This window comes from uncultured Stenotrophomonas sp. (genome assembly GCF_963519125.1).
Classification (GTDB): domain Bacteria; phylum Pseudomonadota; class Gammaproteobacteria; order Xanthomonadales; family Xanthomonadaceae; genus Stenotrophomonas.
The window spans coordinates 68,849-88,297 of record NZ_CAUQLJ010000012.1 but is presented as its reverse complement, the minus strand read 5'-3'; the positions used below and the strand labels follow the sequence as shown (position 1 = coordinate 88,297).

Here is a 19,449-nt window from a genome sequence, read left to right as displayed (position 1 = left end):
AGCCCAAGCGCTGGGCCACCTCGGCCGAGGTCAGCCCGGCTCGGACCAGCCGCTGCACCTGCTGGCGACGCTCAGCGAGCTCGCGGGCTTGGCGGTCCCGGAACGCCTGCCGTCCGGAACCCGCCAGGCGGTGCCGCCGGACAAAGCGGTTCACGGCTTGGTGGGTGACGCCCAGGCGTTGGGCCAAGGCGCGCTGAGTCACCCTTTCGTCCAGCAAGGATTGAACCTGGGCCGGGGATCGGCCGCCGAGGAAGCCTTTGCGTGGACTCATCGATCCATCGCCGCCAAGTCGCCCTGAATCTCGGAGGGTGACACACCAAGCGCCTGGGCGATGGCCCCAAGCGTCAGGCCTGCGGTCATGCCGGCGCCAATCGCATACCGCCGCTGACGTTCATAGGCTTGGCGACGAGCCTCCGGGTCGATGGGCATGGCATCGGACGGGTCTACCCGTCGGGCGTGCTCGATTTGATCCCGCTCACCACACGTTTGGCGGTGCGCGGCTAGGGCGTCGTCCACGTCCTTGCTGAAAGGCGTGTTGCGTTGGGCTGCGTCGTAGAGGGCCTGGATGTCCGGAGACATGGGGAGCAGCTCGAAGCTGCCCGGGCCGGAGAGAGGGCCTGGCTCAAAAAGGGTGGAAAGCTCGCGTGTCATCGGCCCACCCAGTAGCCCAGTCCCGCGCTAAGCAAGGTGGCCGCGTATAGAGCGGCGTCCTCAGCGCTGGAAATGTTGAGGGCCATTACCACCGCCCCGAATGCGAGCGTGAGGACGCAACCCGCGAAGATCCCCCCAAAAATCGCGAAATCCACGTAGCGCGATGCGTCGCGCTTCCCGGCGCAGAATAGGGCCAGCGATTGCTTTACGGTCGGGTAAGTCAACGCGATCATAAAAGAGAGAAACGCCGCCGAGCAGAGAAACACAGCAAGGACCAGCATGGAAAGGACCAGCATCGTCAACGCACTCATCCGCGCGACCTCCCCTTGCCCCAGAAAAAGGCCAGCAGACAGAGCACCGCGACCGTGCCGAGGACAAACAGGCCTCCCCCGGTGGCGAGCTGGTGCCAGACGCTGAAGGTGGCTTGGGCCAAGAACGCGGCGATGACCACCATCCCAACTCCAAACAGCCCGCCATGGATCACGACGCGGCCGTGCGTGCGAGCGTCTCGCTCACCGCCCCTCACCCGTTGCCAGGCTGCCTTGGCGTCGGCAAAGCGCTTCAGCGTCCAGAGAGGGACCAGGACCATGAGGCCGAGCAGGGTCAGCAAAAGAATCGCGCTCACCATGGGCGGCCCCCCGGGTGACTTCTGAGAGGGCGCGCTTGGAAGGTGAGAGGTTGGCCCCACTGGCTGGGCTTGAGATTCCACGCCATTGGCAGGTGGTGCAGCTCGTGAGGTTGCGCAGGGGAGCAATCCATGCCGTCTAGAATGAGGTGACCGTAATGGTGGGCAATGCTTTTGAATGTGGCTCCCATTAGCGCCGCCCTTTGCCGGTCGTTGCCGCGTTGGCAGAGCGCACGCCCCAGCCCTTGGCTTGGCGCAACCGATCGATCTGGGCTGCTGCTTCGTGAGAAAGGCCCAGGTATCCGCTCTCGTCCATCAAAACGTGGCCTGGAGATTGCTTGAAGTCCTCGATGCTCAGCGCGGCATCGGGGCGCTTGCGGAAAAATGCGAGCCATTTCATCAGCGCTGCCCTCCAACGGCTACATTTTCTCTGCCCGCACCGATGACTACGGATACGGAAGCTGCCTCAAGCTCTGTAATCACTGGCTGCGCGGTCCCTTCGGAGCGGAGAAAAACTTGATCCCCCACCTCAAAAGCCCCCTGCTCGTCGCCCTGCATGTAGAACGGCAGAATGCGGCCAGCGATGCGCAGCGCACATACGCTGTCATCCACACCGTTGTTTCGCGTGTCGCGGCATGGGACGCGCTCATACGTCACTCGGAGCGTGTAGTAGCGCTGCGCCTCGTCAATCACCCACAGCGTGACGCTTTCGCGTGTTGCGGGGTTCTTCTTCAAGATTGAGTTGTAAGCCGCGTATGGGCCACGGCCCGGCGCTTCCATGGGTTCGAAGGACTGAACCCCGGTGGCGGTTTCCGTGGGGGACGCCTCCCAGGCGTGTGTGACCCTTACTGCGATGGTGTGCGGCGTGATCACGGTGGCATTCACCCCGACGGCAACGGCGACCGAATCGCTACGGGGCTCGGCGGCGCTGGCGGCAAGGGGGAGCAGGCTGGCAAGGGCCAGAGAAAGAATCAACGCGCGCATGAGGCCTCCTTTTTTGAATGGGTTGCACTACCCATAACAAACGGTTTGGTTTGCGCAAGGGGATCGGGAAAAGAAAAGGCGGCTTTCGCCGCCCTTTCCCTTGGCCTTAGAAGCGCGCTCGCAAGCGAGGGGCTTCCAGGGTTTGGCCGTCCTGCCCATGGGCCTTCATGGCCGCACCGACCTGCCGTTGGGCGTCGGCCCCAAACCCGCCTTCCGGTGGTTTCCAAGCGTTGGCAGCGGGAAGAAGCTCGTCCAAGAGCTTGGATCGGTTGTGGCATCGCAGCTCGTTCTCAGCGTTGCTCAAGAACGACTTGGTCTCTCGTTTGCTCGCAAAATCGATGGGCTTCATGCCAGGCTCGTTTCGAAAGCCGTTGACGTAGTTGTCAAAGCCTTGCTCGCCGACGAGCTTACACTCTTTGTTCCAGTCCGCCCCTGCGAACACCAGTTCTCGGCAGAGTTCCGTGTTCCCCTGCTTCGCCGCTTCGTGAAGGACGCTGTAGCCGGCATAGTCGTTGTAAGCCCAGCCCTCGTCTCCGTCGATGTTGAACGTTCGGTTCCGACTGACCAGTTCTTCGTTGGGATCCACCTGCTCCAGCAGACGTTTGGCGTCGCCGGCCTCAATGAGTTCCACAATGTTGAACACGCGGTCTTGCGCCTCCTTCGTCTGCTCCGCCTTTTCCGCGGCCTGCTCTTTCGCTTCGGCATCCCAATACCGAGCCTCGTGGTAGTGATCCCGGGTCGCATAAGGGGTTTCCCCCCTGTCGTTCTCCACATGGTGTTGCGAAACGCCTCTCCCCACCCCATCGACCAACTCTTCCATCGCGCGCTCGTCCGCGGTATGGGCAGGAATGTTTCCCTCCATGTCTTTTGCGTCAACCTGGGCCCCGGCCAACACCAACGCCTGCACCATCTCCCCCGTTTTGACGTAATGAAGCGCGGTTCGGCCCAGCGCATCGGTGTCCCTCACACTACCGCCCTGCCCCAACGCAGCGACAAGCTCGCTGGGCGTCTCGGCCAGGAAAATCGGGTCGGTCGCCGCATCGACGCGCTCACGCGGCGAAAAATCGTCTCGGTGGTTCCGAATACTTTCTCGATAAAGCATAGGATCATGTTTTAGCGCTGGCTCGCCATTCGAGTTCAGCAGGGAGGGATCGGCCTTGGCATCCAGCAAGCGCAGCACAACGCTTGGGTCGCTGGCCAGGTGGAGCGGGGTGTCTCCCCCGTCCGTCCGCAGATTCACGTCGGCGCCGGCATCGATAAGCATGTGGCAATCGCCTTCAAGCCCTCGCTTCGCAGCAACATGCAGAGCGGATTGCCCTTGGCTTAGGGCATTGACATCCGCTCCGGCCTTCGCCAACAGCGCCAAACCTTCCGCAGTAGGTTTTTCGGACCAAGCGGGTTCCCTTTGGTATGTGCTCAACAGGCGATCAAAAGGCGAACGCCCTTGTTTGTCCAACGCGTGAACATCCGCCCCAGCCGAGATAAGCAGTTCCATCTGCCACGGCTCCTGACATTTATGCAAGGCGGAATCGCCGCGCGCGTCGCGATACCCTTTCACATCGGCGCCGTCTTCGATGGCCTGCCTTACCTCGTGCTCGAAGCGACCCTTCGTCTTCAGACCAGCGAAGACCAAAGTGTTCCCCAACCGATCCGTTGCCTCATCGTTGAACGATGGGGGCACACTTTGAGGGCCCTCAACGGGCGAAAGGGTTGCCGGCTCCGCTGAAGCCACTGGCCGCTGGCTTGAATCATCCAAGCGCTCCCGGACCGGGGGTTCAAGCGGCTCAGAAGAAGCCACGCCTGGTAGTTCCGTGTCCTTTTGACGGATGAAGGGTCGAAGTAGATTTGAAAAGACATTGCCAGCCATGGTTCCTCCGCTTGGTGAGTGATACTCATGTCTTAACAAAGAAAGGGGGATGCGCAAGGGGCTGCAAAGAGAAAAGGGGCGGCTTTCGCCACCCCTCTCAACCCAGCGTAAGAAGCTCAAGAAAAAACATGGCGCCTAGTTATTGATTTCTCAGGTCGGTTAACTAAGCATTCTTTCCACCCCGGCGACAGCAACCACCGGAAACCACCAAAAACAGCAAGGATAACCACCCAACCACCTTCTAACCGCTCACCCTGGAAAAGTTCTCAGTTAGAAGTAGAGGAATCGGACCACAGCCGGGACTTCCCCCAGCACATTCATTTCTAACTCGAAACCTCAAAAGGTCAACCCCCTACCTGCGCTAAGCAACCTGGCGCTCCTTGCGTCGCGATGGGGACCTTCGGTCGGCTTCCGCCTTCCGCCTCTGGTCCATGCCCTGCTCCTTCTTGACCTGCGGCAGCGGTTCGCGCTCGAACGCGGGAATGTCGAGGAAGGTCATGACCTTCTCGGCTTGGCTGGCCGCGCGGAACAGGCATTTCGCGTCGTCTTCAAGCGCCCTCATCCAGCTCTGCAGGTAGCCCGCATGCTGCTCTTCGTGTTGCCTGCCTAAGCCAATGCCCAGGCGCTCGGAAATGAACAAACTGGACAGCTCTGCAACCAGCTCCTCTTTGGCGTAGTCCTGGCTGCCGAATCGCCCGGTCTGGTCTCGGTCGAGGCGGTGCTTCGCTCCAGTCCAATGGGCCAGTTCGTGGAGCAGCGTGGCCTGATAGCTGACGTCATCTCTGAAAGTGTGGTGCTTCGGCAGGTGGATTGAATCGGCAGCGACGCTATAGAACGCCCGGTTGCCACCGTCGTGGTGAACCTTCGGCTGGTGACGGTCCAGCAGCTCCCGCACACGCAAGTTACGGATCGACTCGGGCATGACGAAGGGCGGCGGGGGCTCCGGCATGCCGTCGATCTGGCTGGCATTGAACACCGTGGCGACGAACACCGATGGTCCCTGGTATCCGCTCTTCTCTTCGCCTTCGGTCAACGGCTCGGCACCGTCTTTGGCTTTGCCGGCCTTGCTGAAATCCCAGTAAGCGATCTGCTGGCCCTTTTCGCCGCGCTTGACTTGGGCCCCAATGCTTTCTGCCTGCCGGTAGGTCAGCCAGCGATTGTCGTTGTAGCCATGGGCCATCTGCGCCCCGAGAAGGATCAGTGTGTTCGAGCCCCTATAGGACTTGCCCGAGGTTGGATTCCACGGCCCGTTGATCGAGCCGTTCTTCGGGGCGTCGGGGTCGTTCCAGGGTCGGCGCCAGGGGATGGTGCCCTGCTTCATGAGGTCGAGCATTCGCTCGGCGGTGGCTTGGATGAGATCGGAATACTTGGACATGGGTGGTTGCCTCAAATCTTTTTCAACCTCCTGCGCCTCTCAACAGGTGGTTGTGGGTAGATGGGGTCAGAACTCGATATGAAGGGTCAGACTCTTGCGGTGATACAACGCTCGCCGCACCAGCTCGGCGATTTCGTCCTCGCTGCGCAATCCCTGGTCGCCGTCTTTTCCCAGACGGACGTGGAGACCAAACCCGCTTTGCACGAGCAAGTATTGCGGGTCCGCTTCCGGTGTCTCTGGGCTCTCTAGATCGGCAGCGGTGATAGCTTCTTCGTGGAAAGCGTCTTCGGGAATGTGGTCGGGCGATGGCATGGGGGCTCCGTCTTGGTTTGGATACCCCTTTGCAATAGCGCACCATCGCCGGTTGTAAAGGCCTACGCGGCTTCAGCCATCGGTGCGCCCGACAGGAGGGCGATGGCTTCCATGGCCTCTTTGCTCAGAGGGTCACCCAACGGAACCTCCTCGTCCGGGATGGCCTGGGGAGCCCCGCCCTCCAGGCGCGGCTTCAATCCCCCCACGCGCAGGTTGACCCAGCGCTCGGCCTTCGATCCCTTCGTCGCCTTCTTCTGCTTCTGCTGGAGCCCCGGCATCCGTTCGCGCACCCGCTTCCAAAGCTCTTCAGCACCCACCGGCTTGCGGCCCAGCTCATCCAGAACGTAGTTTCGGTAGTCTGCATAGATGTCGTTCTTGTCGGTCCACGTGCCTTCTTCTTCGATGACCATGCGCTCGGCGAAATAAGATGCCGTGGTGTCCGTCTCTTGCCGGGTCTGCTCGGCCAGCGCTTTGACGGCCTCGGGCATTTCCTCGGGCAGGCCGCCACGCTCAATGAGGCGCATGGCCCCCTCCAGCAGCCAGTCGATGATCACGGCCATTTCCGCCGGGTCCTCGGTCAGCTTCTTGTGGAAGTCCGGATCGCGGTCCTTGTCGTTCTCGGCCAGGCGCACATTGAACGGGATCATGCAAATCTTTCGCCAGAAGCCGTGTTCGTGACTCGTCACCGAGAACATGGCGTTCAGTGCCAGGAAGAGCGTGCCGCGCGGCACCGTGGTGTAGGCATCTTTGCCCTTGTTCTCCGCTGACATGGGATCGCGCGAGATAAGCGCCTTCAAGACCTGCTGGATGGGATCGGAGAGGACCTTGGGCGCCTCTGTCGCCAGATAAAGAGTCTTGGAAGCGAGAGGTGCCATGGCGAACTGCCCATCCAGCTTGTCGATGCGGACCGCAGTGTTCTTGGGGTGGATGGCTCGCAGGACGTGAAGCAAGGTGCTCTTGCCGTTGCTGCCGCTTCCCAGCAACAGGAAGGCTTTTTCCAGGCACATCGGCATGACCGACGACGCCATGGCTTCTTGAAGCAACCCTCGCACGGCCATGTCCGGCATGAAGCGATCCAGATATTTGGCCCACCGCGACTTGGGGTCCAACGGCTTGGGGGTGTAGCGGCCGGACCTCACCTGGTCGAGGTTGAGCTTCGCTGGGACCAAGGAAGTGATCCCGTGTTTGGGGTCGGCCGGCAGGTATTCGATGTAGGCCTTCTTGTTGGCGTCCTTGAGGATCTCCAGGTAACCGCCCTTCAGCGGCACGATGGCCCGATGCTGGCTTTCAGGCAACTTCATGCCAGGCAAGCGGATCATTTCGAGAATGGCCGTCTTGACGCAGCTGGTCGCGCTGCTCTGCTTGGCGTCCTCCGGGGCGTGCTTGCGCATCCAGTCCAACGCGTGGGCTTCTACTTCCCGGGTGGCTTGCGGGGCCCAGATGCCTTCGGACTCATTCCACTGATACAGCGAAAAATCGATCTCGCCGTTGTCCATCTTGCCGCCAATGCGGAAACAGTTGGCGCGGCGCATATCGTCGGCATAAGCCAGCTCAAACGAGAGGTCTTCCCCAATAACGCCCAGGTCATCCGTGGCGTCGTTGGGATTGGCATCGGCCCCAAAGGCCTTGCCCTTTTTCTTCGGAGCCTGATCAACGGCGTCGCCATTGGCCTCCCCGCCCTTGACAGGGCCAGTCTTCGACTTACTCTTCATGTTGTAATCCCTAGTAGTAAACGCCCCGGTTCGCACCCGGGGTTTTTTATGCCGCTTGACTGGGGCGATGCACCCACTCTTGAAGCGCCTGACGCATGGCCTCGGAAGGGGTTTGCCCACGGGCCACCGCCGTCTCCTCCACCAACGCCTTAAAACTTTTGCTGACCCGGGCCTTCAACAACTCATCCCGTGCGGTCTTTTCGCGTTTCGTCTTCACTGCCTGCTCCGTTTCTTGATTTGTGGTCCTGTTGTGGCCACAAATCCATCTAAGCAGGCTTTACGGAACTGGCAAGGGCTCGCGCCAACGGATGTTCGTTTCTGCTTTCGATGCTCCAGAAACACTTGAAAGTGTGAAATACCTCAAGCATCAGCCTGGGAGGTAGCAAGTGCTTGTTACCCACTTGTTACCCTTCAAACCCTTATGTTTACTGGGGGTAACAGGTGGTAACAAGGTAACAAGTGGTTTAAGAGATCCACGCAAGAAAAATCCACTCACCGCTCACAACATCCATGCATACACCCATCGGGAGCTCGCGATCCACCCGTTACCCTGTTACCCCTTGTTACCTCCTTATGGGACAAGGCTTTCACGGGTAACAAGGGGGTAACAGGTGCTTGTTACCTGTTAGGAAAAACAAGAGCAAAAGCGGCTTGAAGCAAGAGCCGGCGGCTGCTCGCCGCCGAGTCTTGAAGAGGGAAAGGCGGGCCTCCGGCCTCTACTCGTAGAGGTGGAAGCGGGACCAAAACCCGGGGCGCCTGGGACCGATCAGTTCGTTCCCCACCGTGACTTTGACCGCCCCAAGCGGCAAGAAATGAAACGTTTGATTCGCGTGGATCTGCAAAGCCGTCATCGCTGCGCACAACGGATCGATGTCCCCCGCCAGCACCAGGATTTTTTCGCTTGGAAGGTGTTTCTGTTGACTCCTGATCGCGGCAAGGGCAAGCGAACCCGCGCCGCAACAGCTGTCGTAGACCTTGGCTCCGCTCCCACCAGGCCGATGCCTGGTGGCAAGGGTTTGAACCAGATCGAGAAGATCGCCGGGAGTGAAAGACTGACCCAGCCCTTCCCCACCCTTCCTGGCCAGCAGCTCGGCATGGACCCGTCCCAGGACATCGTCAAACGGCCTGCTTGCGAAGACCGCTTTGATGTAAGCGTTGATGGCTGCTACCACTTCAGGCGCTTCTTCGACATTTTTTTTCAAGGGTCCAAAAGCAAGGACTTTGGTGTCGAGGTGACCCTTGGTGTCTGCGTGGATATGTGCCATTGACATCAGTGCGTGCTGAACGAACGTTTCGAATGCAACCCGCGGATTCCACGGCTTGCCAGGAGTGGAAGGGATGGCGCGGATGGCCTTCACAAGGTTGGCGACCTCATTCATCGTTGGCCGCCCCCATGTCAGCGCCCGTCACCCGGTTGGCCTTCTCGAGCCGGATCTCCTCATCCATGGCGATGAACCGATCTCGCGTGAGAGACCAAAACACCACCCGCGTTTCCAGGTATTGAGTGATGATGTCTTTGCACTCGACCACCACGCGCCCGATGGGCATCCGCCAGATCAACTGGTTTGACAGCAACTGAAGTGCGGTCATCGCAGCACACAACGGATCGCGGTCGTTCGCTTTCACGGTAAGCCCCCGAAGGGCCTTCGAATCCTTCCCGGCCAGTTCGTGAAGCTTCACAAGCAACAGCGTGCCGGCTCCGCAGGTGGGGTCACCCATGGGCCACTCGTCTTTTTGAGGCGCTTGAGCAAAGGCGTTCATCGCCCTCGCCAAGCCCCAAGGGGTGAAATGTTGAGCGTCGTTCTTTTTCCCTGACCACACCAACTCATTAAACAATCGGCCCAGGATGCATTCGAACGGCTCGAAGGTTTCCACTGCGCCGCCGTAGGCCTGGCCCGCTTCGTGGCACCAATCCTCGCTTCCTTGCACGTCAGTCCCAAGCAGCGTCAAGTCACACCAGGCGACCAAGGGCCCAAATCCCCGGGTGAACAACTCCTCGGCCTGATTGATCACGCAAACCTTCAGCGCAAACGCGGTGAACTTGCGCATCTTTTCCCTGGGCGATTCCCCGGGGATGGCTTGGATAGCCTTCAACAACCGCTGGTAAGCATTGTTGCGGGGATCGGTCGGCTTTGCCTTCTTCGAAGTGCCCTTACTCATCGTTGGCCGCCCCCACGTCAGCGCCCACCCCAGAACTCACCCGGGCAAAGTCCAGCTCCAGGAAACATCCGCGGATCTGCCCCTCCCTGACCGCCCGCTTCAAGCGACGGGCGCCCTCCTCGCCGTAGGCAATCCACGCAGGGCCAGCAGGGGGCGCGTCACCTACGTCTCCGTTGGCCCGGTGGAACTTCAAGCGGCCCTCCTGGAAGACCACCGCGCTGACATCGGGGTGGTTCAGCACGAAACTTTGGAACCAGCGGGTCTCGGTTCGCGCAAACACCAGGGCGATGCCGCCCCCCGGGTGGTTGGCCATCTTCTCCATCCAGGCCTCTTGCCCCCGGCCGAACGGCGGGTTCATGAAAACGAAGGCATCCGCCGGCCATTCCGACGCCAGGCCGTCATCGCTGGGCTTGAGCATCCGAGCCGCGGTGGGCCACGGCATCCCGTTCTCGGGCGTTGCCGGATCCAGGTCGAAGGGCCCCAGGCCCGTGAAGCCTTCCCTCGGGCTGCCCCAAATATGCTCCGGAGGGGTGAGCCAAGTGGTGGTTGTCTCGAACTGCGGCAAGCGGTCGAAACCAACTGTGGCTGCGGCGAGCTTTTTAGTCCGGGGGATGGAGGTGGTTTTGCGCTCCTTCGGCATGAAGAGGTTGTTCGGGTCAGACGAAGCGGAGAGGATGTTCAATGTGCACACCTTATGGTTGATAGGGAGTTGTTGTTAGTTCGAGGGATTCAGACCTGCGTAGCGGGTCCGAGGTACAGCAAGGGCATCTACGGCAGCTGCACGTCCAGGTGCATGGCAATGTCTTCCAGCGCGTCTTCGTCGGCTTCACCGCCCTCGACCAATGCCCCCACGACAAGGCTGACGTCCACGTCCAGATCAATTCCCCAAATGCTCCACGTCGGCGCATTGAGCTCCTCGGTGCTGAGCCCGTGAAACTGACTCAATGCGTCTTCCCATGACTCGGCTTCGAAGGTGTAGCGGCGGCTGGCGAGCCCCGTCGCCGTCAGCAAGAGGCGTTGCGGCAACGCGGGCGCGACGGGATCGGCGACACCATCGTGGTCGTCCTCCTCGTCCGATCCGAACTCCATCTCACCGGCTCGGTTGAACACGTAGTCCGGGATCGCCTCGTACACCGCGTCCCCCACGCCTCCGCATACCTCGTGTTCGATTCTTTCCAGAGAGTAGGCCGATGACTCAATCAGCCACTGTGCGGCGATTTCAGGATCAAGCGATTCAAGATGGTTGATCGCATCGGACACACACGTGACATCCATGGCGACGCTGTAGTCGACCCACACCGGGCCGGTGACGCTGATGGTGTATCGCTGTTTCATTGGCTGTTCCTTGATGATTTGGCAAAGCTCCGCCCTCACGGCCAAAGGGCCGCGTTGAACGTTTGCTTTATGGGGTTGGGTTACTGCGCGCCAGCAGAGAGGCAAGCGATGCCCGCACTGCCTTAGGCAAGCCCGGAAAGGCGATCGCTGCCCGGGTTGGGGTTACGACTCGGACTGCAAGCCGGGCAGCGGCGCCGTGCGCAGGAGGGGCTGGAAGCTGCCGAGCCACGAGGGAGGCTGCAAATCGCCGGGTGCATGCTGATCGTATGTATCCAGAACAAAGCCGGGCTTGGATGAATGGCCTTTCGTAGCGGCGCGGCACCCCACGGACTCGACCACAAACTGCGTGTCGAAATGGGTCACGACTGCTCGGTAAGAACCGTAAACTTGAATGCAGGACGTGACTTCCTCCGACGTCAGCAAGTCCGGGAGCGTCATTTCAAAGAGTTCCCTTTCAATGCTATCCATCCCCTCAATGAGGGAAGCCGCACTGGTCGTCAAATAGATCTGCGGAACGATCGCTCCATGAGATCGAGAGGAACGATTCGACTTCCGATTACGGCGGGATTTGCTGCTGGGCTTCTTGCTCACGATGGACTCCGAAGGTTGATGGATGCGGAAGGTTGGGTAGCGGTACGAGAGGACAGAGATCACCACCACGAGTCGTAGAAGACATTCCAACCCTGATCGATGAGGCGGCACGCTCCATCGATGAAGATCAGGTCGAAGTGCTGTTCTTCGGGAAGAGACTCGCCAAAGAAGTGCCCCTCCGTTTTCGGAAGCTGTCCGGAAAGCACGGCCTGCCGGAGGTCCTCCAGGTCCTGCCTAGACAGAAACAGGGGCTTCTTGTTGAACTTCATCGGGTCTTTGCAGCCGCTCCGGCTGGCATACAGCGCCTGCATGTAGCCATGCAGATCCGGGTGCTTGCGCCATTCCATGATCGGCACGGCGGTGTTGTCCACCACGTCTTTACGGGTTTTTCCTGCAAACATATCGAGTCCCACGGGAGCATCTCCTTGGTTTTTGGGTAAAGCTTCGCCGTCGCGGCAGATCTGCCGCGCGGAAGAAGTGATCGAAGTAGTGAGCCGCTTGGCCTGACCTACGCCCTTACTCGGAAGCGGTCACGCCCGGACTACAGGTTTCCTTAGGCACCGACCCAAAGTGCGTGCTGAGAGCAGTGCCACTGGGCGGGCCTGGTAGGCGGGGGAAGTGTTCAAGGGCGTCTCCGTTTCTTGTGCGCCCATCCTACCCACTCGCTGGCGACCTCCCATGAAGGGCTAAATCACTGAAAGTGATCGTTTTTCAAGGGCTTGCAAGCAATCATTTTCACGACAAAGTGCGCGAGGACCCGGCATTCGGGCATCCCATTTCGCGGTAAGCCTTTGCCTCAGCCGAGGCTTGCCTCACGCGCCCTGTTCAGCGCTTGGCGGACATCGCTCAGGATCGAGTCGACAGCGTCCATCAGCACGTCGTGCAGACGCCGCTCGACCCAGGGCATCTGGAGCGCCTCCAGGGTCGTGTGAGGCTTTGCGAGGTGGGCAGGGTAGGCCGCGGCAGAGCCAAGCACCCGCCCTCGATCATCCACCGCCCAAGGCAGCACGCGTTCAAGCGCCTTAATGCCAAGCCGCTTGAGTGCCTTTGTCAGGGATTCAATCTCGGCATCGGCCTCAGCGCGCCTGATCTTGGCTACAGCCAATGCTGCCGACAGCGCACTTGCCTCATCCTCTTCGATACGTTGGCGGCCGGCCGATATCCATCGCCCGTTCACCTCCGCCTCGCTGCAATCCAGGACGGATCTCCAGTTGTAACGGGTGCCACCTTTGTTGCTCTTCGCCCTCGTGAAATCAGGAAAGAGCCCCTTCCCCGCCCGGCGTCGACTGTTCAATGAGTCTAGGCTGATGCCCATCGTGTAAGCGGCGACGGCGCCGCTCACATCAGGCTCCAAGCCTTTTCTTGCTCGCGATAGCTCGTCCTGATGTTGCTCGCTCAATGTAACGAGCGGTGACGTCGGATCTTTTCGAGGCCGGCCACGACGCTTGCCCCCCATAATCCCTGGGTCTCGACCTTTAGCTGTTGGCTGGCGTTCTCTCACTGGGCGGCCTCAGAAGCGGAATCGACCGCCACCGACATCTTTTGCGGGTCGGGCAGGCTCAGGCAGAGAGTCGTCCAATGCGTCTTGGCGGGCAGAAGAACGCGCCACCCGCAAGACCTTTTCCACCTCGTCCAACGCAGCGCTCATGGCGGCGTCGTAGGGTTCTCTTGCGTCGACGCTGACCCAAGCCTCCAGCAGAGCCTCGGACAGCGATGCATCCCACACGTTGCCTTCGTCCAGGGCCCGGTCCAGCAGATCTTCCGAGACCGAGAGAACGTGACCGGCGATACAGCCGTCGCTCATTACCCACCCATGGCTGATCGACACGCAGTCTCGCAACGACAGGAAGGACACGCCCTTGCCGACCGCCTTCTTGAGCTTCTCCAACTCCGTCCGGCCCGTCTTTACCGCGAGCTCCCGCTCGAGCTCGCGGATCTGCTGGCGCAGAGCGTCTTCCTCTGCCACCAGCCGGCGCTCCTTGGCTGAGCGACCCAATCGAGCGCGCTGCCACTCGACGAGATCCTCGTACAGATAGCGGACGTGCTGATTGGCCCCGCCGTGAAGGCTGCCCGCGCCTTTTTGAAAGGGCGGCCCCAGCGGGGGCGACCGGCGGCGCCACTCGCCCAGCGTGTCGAAATGCACCCCGAGAAACTGGGCTGCGGCCTTGGTTGAAACGGTGGGCGTCAGGCCGGCTGCAGCGCGCGACAGCTCTTGGTCCAGCGCGCGTTGAAGCTTGGCGCGGTAGTCCTCGTCACTGCGAACCGTTTCAATCGTCTGCATGGCTCAGCGCCAACTTCCTGTTCCTTGGAGCGAACAGTTTAACCGGCTCCTCGCCGGCCTCGTCGAGGCGGGGCTTGTCCAGCCCCTTGAGCCGGTTCCAGACCCGGGGACTGCGGGCCACCATCATCTCCTCAACCTCACCAAATGCCTCGCGAAGGCGTGCCCACTCCTGCTGCGTGTAGCGTTCGGAGACCGGAGACATGCCATCGCCACCGGCCGTGCGGACGTGGTGGTGGAGCATCTGCGAGACAATGCGGCTCTCGCCAAACTTCAGGGCCGCATAACGCCCAAGGGTCCGCCGCAAATCATGCGTGGTCAGGCCCTGGTCGACGTCATCCCGAATGTCCCCCGTATCTCCCTGCTGCCCAACCAAGCCCGCGTCGCGACGCACATTGGCGAGGATCGATTTGCTATCGAGGTAATGGCCCGACTTGCTGCGGCTAGAGCGGGCGGGGAACACGAAGCGTGTCCGGTCCACCTTGCGCAACGCTTCCTGGACGCCTGCCTCCAGTGCAGCAAGGACCGTTCGTGCCGCCCCCTTGGCCTTGGCTGACTTCAGCAACGACTCTGCTGCAGCCAGTTCGCGCAGGGCACCGTCGTCGTCCAGCCGGGTTTCAAAGCGCAGTCGCAGCACCCTCTCCGCGAAGTAGCTGATCGGCAGGAAGCGCTCTTCGCCCGATTTGGTGTCGAACATGAAGACCTGCGGGCCCTCCCGCTTCGTATAGCGGTTGATCTCCCCGGGCTGGCCCAGCCAGACCCATGACACTTCTTCTTGGATCAACTCGCTGTGGGAACAGCGATCCATCCAGCGCAGTTGCGCGGCTTCGCTTCGACGCGTGCCCCAAAGCAAGGTCAGCAGCAGATAATCGGACGCGCCGGCGTTGTGGCCACCCTGCTCATCCCGGCGCCCCACAATCGACTGCAACACCTTTGGGAGCGTGTTGTCGGTCAGCGGATTGCGGACCGCCGCCTTCTCATAATGCTTGCGGAGGTTCCGGGCGCCTCTCAGCAAGTGCCTATCAAAGATGGCCTGCAGGGGGTTGTGCCTCAGCCTAGACTCTCGCCCTTCCCGTCCCGCCAGGACGCTCTCACGTTTCAGCACCATGGCCACCGCGCGATGGGCATCCGTGAAGCTGTGTTCGGTGGCGGCCAGGCCACTGGCCCGGACGCGCTGGACATACTTTCCCGTGATCCCCAGGCTTTCCAGTGTCCGCGTATCCAGCTCCGCCCAGTCCTCGTAGCCCGCCAAAGCTTCTCGCATCGGGGTCGGAATGCGGTTGGATCGGACCATCGCGCTCTTGCGCAACGCGTCGAACGCGGCTTCCACGTCGTCGTCGGTCACATCGGCCACGGCCCGCTGAGCGAACCCCACTTCCGGACGTGACAATCGAGCAAGGCTGTCCTCCAACGCCGTCAGGCTGGACTGCTTCACCAGTCGCTTGGTCACCCGGTCCTTCATGTCGGCGATGTAGACGTCGAAACAGTCGGCCACGGTGAGCCGAGCCAGTCGACCGTCCTCTTGCTGCTGCTGGCTAGCCCGCGCTGCCCGAGTCTTCGGGTTCTCGCCTGACGCCTTGAGCTCCTGAATCAGCTCCCGGGCCACGGAGTAGGCCTCTTCCAGCCCCATGTCCGTGACGTTGCCCAACGCAAAGCGGCGGACCCCCTGCGTTCCGCGCCGAACCACTTCATAGGTCGTCCGGGTCTTGCCCACGTAGAAGCCAAACCCTACCGGCGCCCCTTGGTTTCCATCCAGCACGCGATAGGCCTTATCGCCCTGCTCCGCCGGCCGCTCCACCAGCTTGGCGCGCTTGCCCAAGCCTCCCGACGCAGGGATGCGCCGAACTGAAAGCTCCATCACCTGTTGGTGGGTCAGACTAAACTTGGTGGCCTGGCGCCGGGTGGCGCGGTCCGTCGCAACATTTTTTGGCATGATCGTCCGTGTCCCGATTGGCGTCGCAACACGATCTTTGCCCAAGCAACCGGCCGTCGCAACACCATCGCAACAAAAAACCCCGTTACTTGCCGTTTCTGACGGCAACCCGCCTTCACTCACCGAGACGGACTCCATTGCAAGCCACTGATTCAAAAACAAAACGGAACGAATCCAAGGGGAGTCAAGAGCACACCCCCCTGATGAAGCAGTTCTTTGCCGCCAAGTCCGATTATCCGGACCTGCTGCTGTTCTTCCGGATGGGCGACTTCTACGAGCTGTTCTACGACGACGCGCGCAAGGCGGCGCGGCTGCTGGACATCACCCTGACCCAGCGCGGCAGCTCCGGCGGCGCGCCCATTCCGATGGCCGGCGTGCCGGTGCATGCGTATGAGGGCTACCTGGCGCGGCTGGTGGCGCTGGGCGAGTCGGTGGCGATCTGCGAGCAGATTGGCGACCCGGCGCTGGCCAAGGGGCTGGTCGAGCGCAAGGTGGTGCGCATCGTCACCCCCGGCACCGTGACCGACGAGGCGCTGCTGGACGAGCGTCGCGACACCCTGCTGATGGCGCTGTCGCGTGGCAAGAATGGCTACGGGCTGGCATGGGCCGACCTGGCCGGCGGCCGCTTCCTGGTCAACGAGGTCGATTCCGACGACGCACTGGAGGCGGAACTCGCCCGGCTGGAACCGGCCGAACTGCTGGTGCCGGACGAAGAGAACTGGCCGGAGTTCCTGAAACAGCGCAGCGGCATCCGCCGCCGTGCGCCGTGGCTGTTCGACGCCGACAGTGGCCGCCGCCAGCTGCTGGCCTTCTTCAAACTGCACGACCTGAGCGGGTTCGGTATCGACGACAAGCCGCGCGCCACTGCGGCCGCCGGTGCGCTGCTCGGTTACGTGGAAGAAACCCAGAAGCAGCGGCTGCCGCACCTGACCGCGATTGCCACCGAATCGGCCAGCGAAGCCATCGCGATGAACGCGGCCACGCGCCGCCATCTGGAGCTGGATACGCGCGTTGATGGCGATACCCGCAACACCCTGCTCGGCGTGCTCGACACCACGGTGACGCCGATGGGCGGGCGCCTGCTGCGACGCTGGCTTCACCGCCCGCTGCGCCTGCGCGAGGTGCTGCAGCAGCGCCACGATGCGGTAGCGACGCTGATCGACCGCGGTGCCGACACCGATGTGCGCGACGCTTTCCGTGCCCTGGGCGACCTGGAGCGCATCCTGACCCGCGTGGCACTGCGCTCGGCACGCCCGCGTGATTTCTCCACCCTGCGCGACGGCCTGGGCCTGCTGCCGGACGTACGCGCGGTGCTGGCACCGCTGGATTCGCCGCGCCTAATTGCGCTGCGCGAGTCATTGGGCTCGCATGACGAATGCGCACACCTGCTCGCCTCGGCCATTGCCCCTACCCCGCCGATGAAACTGAGCGACGGCGGTGTGATTGCCGAAGGTTACGACGCGGAGCTGGACGAACTGCGTCGTCTGTCCACCCATGCCGATCAGTTCCTGATCGATCTGGAACAGCGCGAGCGCGCCAGTAGCGGCATCGCCACGCTGAAGGTCGGCTACAACCGCGTGCATGGCTACTACATTGAAATCAGCAAAGGCCAGAGCGACAAGGCGCCGGTGCACTACACCCGCCGCCAGACCCTCACCAATGCCGAGCGCTACATCACCGAAGAACTGAAGTCGTTCGAAGACAAGGTGCTCTCGGCGCGCGAACGTTCGCTGTCGCGCGAAAAACTGCTGTACGAACAGCTGCTGGACACGCTGGGCAGCGAACTGGAGCCGCTCAAGCAATGCGCGGCCGCGCTCAGCGAGCTGGACGTGCTGGCCGGTTTCGCCGAACGCGCGCAGGCGCTGGACTGGGCCCGCCCCGAACTGGACAGCGCGCCATGCCTGCGCATCGAGCGCGGCCGCCACCCGGTGGTGGAAGCGGTGCGCGAGCAGCCGTTCGAGCCCAACGACCTGGACCTGCACCCGGACCGCCGCATGCTGGTCATCACCGGCCCGAACATGGGCGGTAAATCGACCTACATGCGCCAGAACGCGCTGATCGTGCTGCTGGCCCATATCGGCAGCTTCGTACCGGCCAGCCGCGCGGTGATCGGCCCGATCGACCGCATCCTCACCCGCATCGGCGCCGGCGACGACCTCGCGCGCGGGCAGTCGACCTTCATGGTGGAAATGAGCGAGACCAGCTACATCCTGCACCACGCCACCGCGCAGTCGCTGGTGCTGATGGACGAGATCGGCCGCGGCACCTCCACCTATGACGGCTTGGCCCTGGCCGACGCGGTGGCCCGCCACCTGGCCTTCGAAAACGGCTGCTACACGCTGTTTGCCACCCACTATTTCGAGCTGACCGCGCTGGCCGACGAGCAGCACCAGGGCGGCACCAGCGGCATTGCCAACGTGCATCTGGACGCGGTCGAGCACGGCGAGGCGCTGGTGTTCATGCACGCGGTGAAGGACGGCCCGGCCAATCGCAGCTTCGGCCTGCAGGTGGCGGCGCTCGCCGGCCTGCCCCGGGCCACGGTGGCCCAGGCCCGGCGCCGGCTGGCCGAGCTGGAACAACGTGGCGGCGAGACCATTACCGCGAGCGTGACGCCGCAGGCGCTGGATGCGCCGCAGCAGTTCGGGTTGTTCACGGCCCCGTCCAGCAAGGCCCAGGAGGCGCTGGCCGCGATCGACCCGGACGAGCTGAGCCCGAAGCAGGCGCTGGAAGCGCTGTACCGGTTGAAGGCGCTGATCTGACGGCGCCCCCCCGTAGCGCCGGGCTATGCCCGGCCCAGGCGGTCCCTGCCCCCTCGGCGTGAAGCCTTCGCATGCCCTTCGTGCACGCGGCGTTATGCTCCGGCCGTCCCATTCCGGGGCAAAGGAGTCGGTCGTGAATGCGAATTCGCTAACTCAAGCTCTTTTCTCGCAATTGCAGCAAGGCCAAGGCTTGCAGCAGGTTTCCCAGCAGCTGGGCCTGGACCCGCAGCAGGCCTCTTCGGCCATCGGCGCCGCCGTACCACTGTTGTTGGGTGCGCTGGGCACCAATGCCAGCCAGCCACAGGGCGCCCAATCCCTGCTCAACGCCCTGCAGAAGGACCATAGCGGCGGAGGTGGGGGCGGCCTGGATGTAGGCGGCATCCTCAGCGCCGTGCTGGGCGGCGGCGGTAGCGGCGCCACCAACGGGGCCGGCATCCTGGGTCACATGTTCGGCGGGCAGACCTCCCAGGCGGCCCAACTGCTTGGCCAGAAGACCGGCCTGGACAGCGGACGCTCCACCCAACTGCTGGCCGTGCTGGCACCCATCGTTATGTCGTTCCTGGCCCAGCGATTCGCCCAGCAGGGCAACGCCGGGGAACTCAGCCAGGCCCTTGGCGCCGAAACACCTGCTTCAGCCAGTGGCGGCATCGGCGGGCTGCTCAACGCCTTCGACCAGGATGGCGATGGCAAATTCGGCGTCACCGACGTCCTCGGCATCCTCACCAAGCGCTGACCCGGTCGCCGGTTCCCTTGGCCGGCGCCCTTTTTGATAGATCACGACTATCGATTCCTTAGTTTCATTCAAATTTACCAATGGCAACGCCGCGCATAGGGTGGATGGGCTGCCCTTGCACGCATCGCGGGGCC

General features: G+C 62.1%; 21 protein-coding genes. 2 read left to right on the top strand and 19 right to left on the bottom strand.

The genetic code is table 11. The annotated features are described in order from the left end of the window. Positions 1-267 precede the first annotated feature (267 nt). The 19 genes from RYM47_RS12135 to RYM47_RS12045 all read right to left on the bottom strand — a co-directional run bounded on the left by RYM47_RS12135 (position 268) and on the right by RYM47_RS12045 (position 15,709). On the bottom strand, positions 268-651 hold the full coding sequence (locus RYM47_RS12135) for a hypothetical protein (RefSeq protein ID WP_040008451.1): 384 nt from the start codon (positions 649-651) through the stop codon (positions 268-270). Further along, positions 648-962 (bottom strand): hypothetical protein, encoded by a 315-nt coding sequence (locus tag RYM47_RS12130; RefSeq protein ID WP_100437272.1) that lies wholly within the window; start codon positions 960-962, stop codon positions 648-650. Before RYM47_RS12130 ends, RYM47_RS12135 begins: the two co-directional genes overlap by 4 nt. Then, positions 959-1,276: a hypothetical protein gene (locus tag RYM47_RS12125; RefSeq protein WP_315388185.1), complete on the bottom strand. Its 318-nt coding sequence runs from the start codon at positions 1,274-1,276 to the stop codon at positions 959-961. Before RYM47_RS12125 ends, RYM47_RS12130 begins: the two co-directional genes overlap by 4 nt. 190 nt (positions 1,277-1,466) lie before the next feature. Continuing rightward, a complete protein-coding gene (locus RYM47_RS12120; RefSeq protein ID WP_008266166.1) occupies positions 1,467-1,676 on the bottom strand; it encodes a hypothetical protein in 210 nt (69 codons plus the stop codon). Continuing rightward, entirely contained in the window at positions 1,676-2,260 is a 585-nt protein-coding gene (locus RYM47_RS12115) for a hypothetical protein (protein ID WP_024957517.1), read from the bottom strand. The genes RYM47_RS12120 and RYM47_RS12115 overlap by 1 nt, the downstream gene beginning before the upstream one ends. A gap of 106 nt (positions 2,261-2,366) precedes the next feature. Beyond that, the gene (locus tag RYM47_RS12110; RefSeq protein ID WP_315388181.1) at positions 2,367-4,127 is read right to left on the bottom strand and encodes an ankyrin repeat domain-containing protein; all 1,761 of its coding nucleotides are present in this window, start codon (positions 4,125-4,127) and stop codon (positions 2,367-2,369) included. A 361-nt stretch (positions 4,128-4,488) separates the two neighbouring features. Further along, entirely contained in the window at positions 4,489-5,502 is a 1,014-nt protein-coding gene (locus RYM47_RS12105; protein ID WP_008264731.1) for a zincin-like metallopeptidase domain-containing protein, read from the bottom strand. Positions 5,503-5,568: 66 nt separating this feature from the next. Next, complete coding sequence (locus RYM47_RS12100) at positions 5,569-5,814, bottom strand: hypothetical protein (RefSeq protein WP_040008462.1); 246 nt, start codon at positions 5,812-5,814, stop codon at positions 5,569-5,571. Positions 5,815-5,876: 62 nt separating this feature from the next. Next, positions 5,877-7,526 (bottom strand): phage/plasmid primase, P4 family, encoded by a 1,650-nt coding sequence (locus RYM47_RS12095; protein WP_008265409.1) that lies wholly within the window; start codon positions 7,524-7,526, stop codon positions 5,877-5,879. 46 nt (positions 7,527-7,572) lie between these two features. After that, positions 7,573-7,743 (bottom strand): ribbon-helix-helix protein, CopG family, encoded by a 171-nt coding sequence (locus RYM47_RS12090; RefSeq protein ID WP_140222693.1) that lies wholly within the window; start codon positions 7,741-7,743, stop codon positions 7,573-7,575. Between the two features lie 499 nt (positions 7,744-8,242). Then, positions 8,243-8,905, bottom strand: coding sequence for an N-6 DNA methylase (locus RYM47_RS12085; protein WP_049451765.1), 663 nt, complete (start codon positions 8,903-8,905; stop codon positions 8,243-8,245). Continuing rightward, positions 8,898-9,686 carry a hypothetical protein gene (locus RYM47_RS12080; RefSeq protein ID WP_146256385.1) on the bottom strand — a complete coding sequence of 263 codons (789 nt, stop codon included), beginning with the start codon at positions 9,684-9,686 and terminating at the stop codon, positions 8,898-8,900. The genes RYM47_RS12085 and RYM47_RS12080 overlap by 8 nt, the downstream gene beginning before the upstream one ends. Continuing rightward, entirely contained in the window at positions 9,679-10,368 is a 690-nt protein-coding gene (locus RYM47_RS12075; RefSeq protein WP_229298517.1) for a phage N-6-adenine-methyltransferase, read from the bottom strand. Before RYM47_RS12075 ends, RYM47_RS12080 begins: the two co-directional genes overlap by 8 nt. A gap of 86 nt (positions 10,369-10,454) precedes the next feature. Continuing rightward, positions 10,455-11,021: a hypothetical protein gene (locus RYM47_RS12070; protein ID WP_008267292.1), complete on the bottom strand. Its 567-nt coding sequence runs from the start codon at positions 11,019-11,021 to the stop codon at positions 10,455-10,457. A gap of 162 nt (positions 11,022-11,183) precedes the next feature. Next, positions 11,184-11,612, bottom strand: coding sequence for a hypothetical protein (locus RYM47_RS12065; protein WP_146256386.1), 429 nt, complete (start codon positions 11,610-11,612; stop codon positions 11,184-11,186). A gap of 59 nt (positions 11,613-11,671) precedes the next feature. Then, on the bottom strand, positions 11,672-12,025 hold the full coding sequence (locus tag RYM47_RS12060) for a hypothetical protein (protein WP_040008476.1): 354 nt from the start codon (positions 12,023-12,025) through the stop codon (positions 11,672-11,674). Between the two features lie 383 nt (positions 12,026-12,408). Continuing rightward, positions 12,409-12,954 (bottom strand): hypothetical protein, encoded by a 546-nt coding sequence (locus tag RYM47_RS12055; protein ID WP_049446852.1) that lies wholly within the window; start codon positions 12,952-12,954, stop codon positions 12,409-12,411. A 168-nt stretch (positions 12,955-13,122) separates the two neighbouring features. Then, on the bottom strand, positions 13,123-13,893 hold the full coding sequence (locus tag RYM47_RS12050; RefSeq protein ID WP_008266608.1) for a nucleotide-binding protein: 771 nt from the start codon (positions 13,891-13,893) through the stop codon (positions 13,123-13,125). Next, positions 13,880-15,709, bottom strand: a complete 1,830-nt coding sequence (locus tag RYM47_RS12045) for an integrase (protein WP_229298516.1) — start codon at positions 15,707-15,709, stop codon at positions 13,880-13,882. The genes RYM47_RS12050 and RYM47_RS12045 overlap by 14 nt, the downstream gene beginning before the upstream one ends. 317 nt (positions 15,710-16,026) lie before the next feature. Here RYM47_RS12045 and mutS point away from each other — a divergent pair, with 317 nt between their 5' ends. Both mutS and RYM47_RS12035 read left to right on the top strand, forming a co-directional pair. Then, the gene (gene mutS, locus RYM47_RS12040; RefSeq protein ID WP_315388167.1) at positions 16,027-18,582 is read left to right on the top strand and encodes a DNA mismatch repair protein MutS; all 2,556 of its coding nucleotides are present in this window, start codon (positions 16,027-16,029) and stop codon (positions 18,580-18,582) included. Positions 18,583-18,676: 94 nt separating this feature from the next. Beyond that, the gene (locus RYM47_RS12035) at positions 18,677-19,315 is read left to right on the top strand and encodes a DUF937 domain-containing protein (protein WP_315388286.1); all 639 of its coding nucleotides are present in this window, start codon (positions 18,677-18,679) and stop codon (positions 19,313-19,315) included. Positions 19,316-19,449 lie beyond the last annotated feature (134 nt).

Excerpts from the sequence above, each read along its gene's own strand:
- mutS (WP_315388167.1), top strand. The coding sequence starts at position 16,027 with ATGAAGCAGTTCTTTGCCGCCAAGTCCGATTATCCGGACCTGCTGCTG.
- RYM47_RS12095 (WP_008265409.1), bottom strand. The coding sequence starts at position 7,526 with ATGAAGAGTAAGTCGAAGACTGGCCCTGTCAAGGGCGGGGAGGCCAAT.
- RYM47_RS12110 (WP_315388181.1), bottom strand. The coding sequence starts at position 4,127 with ATGGCTGGCAATGTCTTTTCAAATCTACTTCGACCCTTCATCCGTCAA.
- RYM47_RS12035 (WP_315388286.1), top strand. The coding sequence starts at position 18,677 with ATGCTCCGGCCGTCCCATTCCGGGGCAAAGGAGTCGGTCGTGAATGCG.
- RYM47_RS12050 (WP_008266608.1), bottom strand. The coding sequence starts at position 13,893 with ATGCAGACGATTGAAACGGTTCGCAGTGACGAGGACTACCGCGCCAAG.
- RYM47_RS12115 (WP_024957517.1), bottom strand. The coding sequence starts at position 2,260 with ATGCGCGCGTTGATTCTTTCTCTGGCCCTTGCCAGCCTGCTCCCCCTT.
- RYM47_RS12105 (WP_008264731.1), bottom strand. The coding sequence starts at position 5,502 with ATGTCCAAGTATTCCGATCTCATCCAAGCCACCGCCGAGCGAATGCTC.
- RYM47_RS12080 (WP_146256385.1), bottom strand. The coding sequence starts at position 9,686 with ATGAGTAAGGGCACTTCGAAGAAGGCAAAGCCGACCGATCCCCGCAAC.
- RYM47_RS12100 (WP_040008462.1), bottom strand. The coding sequence starts at position 5,814 with ATGCCATCGCCCGACCACATTCCCGAAGACGCTTTCCACGAAGAAGCT.
- RYM47_RS12130 (WP_100437272.1), bottom strand. The coding sequence starts at position 962 with ATGAGTGCGTTGACGATGCTGGTCCTTTCCATGCTGGTCCTTGCTGTG.
- RYM47_RS12120 (WP_008266166.1), bottom strand. The coding sequence starts at position 1,676 with ATGAAATGGCTCGCATTTTTCCGCAAGCGCCCCGATGCCGCGCTGAGC.
- RYM47_RS12085 (WP_049451765.1), bottom strand. The coding sequence starts at position 8,905 with ATGAATGAGGTCGCCAACCTTGTGAAGGCCATCCGCGCCATCCCTTCC.
- RYM47_RS12135 (WP_040008451.1), bottom strand. The coding sequence starts at position 651 with ATGACACGCGAGCTTTCCACCCTTTTTGAGCCAGGCCCTCTCTCCGGC.
- RYM47_RS12070 (WP_008267292.1), bottom strand. The coding sequence starts at position 11,021 with ATGAAACAGCGATACACCATCAGCGTCACCGGCCCGGTGTGGGTCGAC.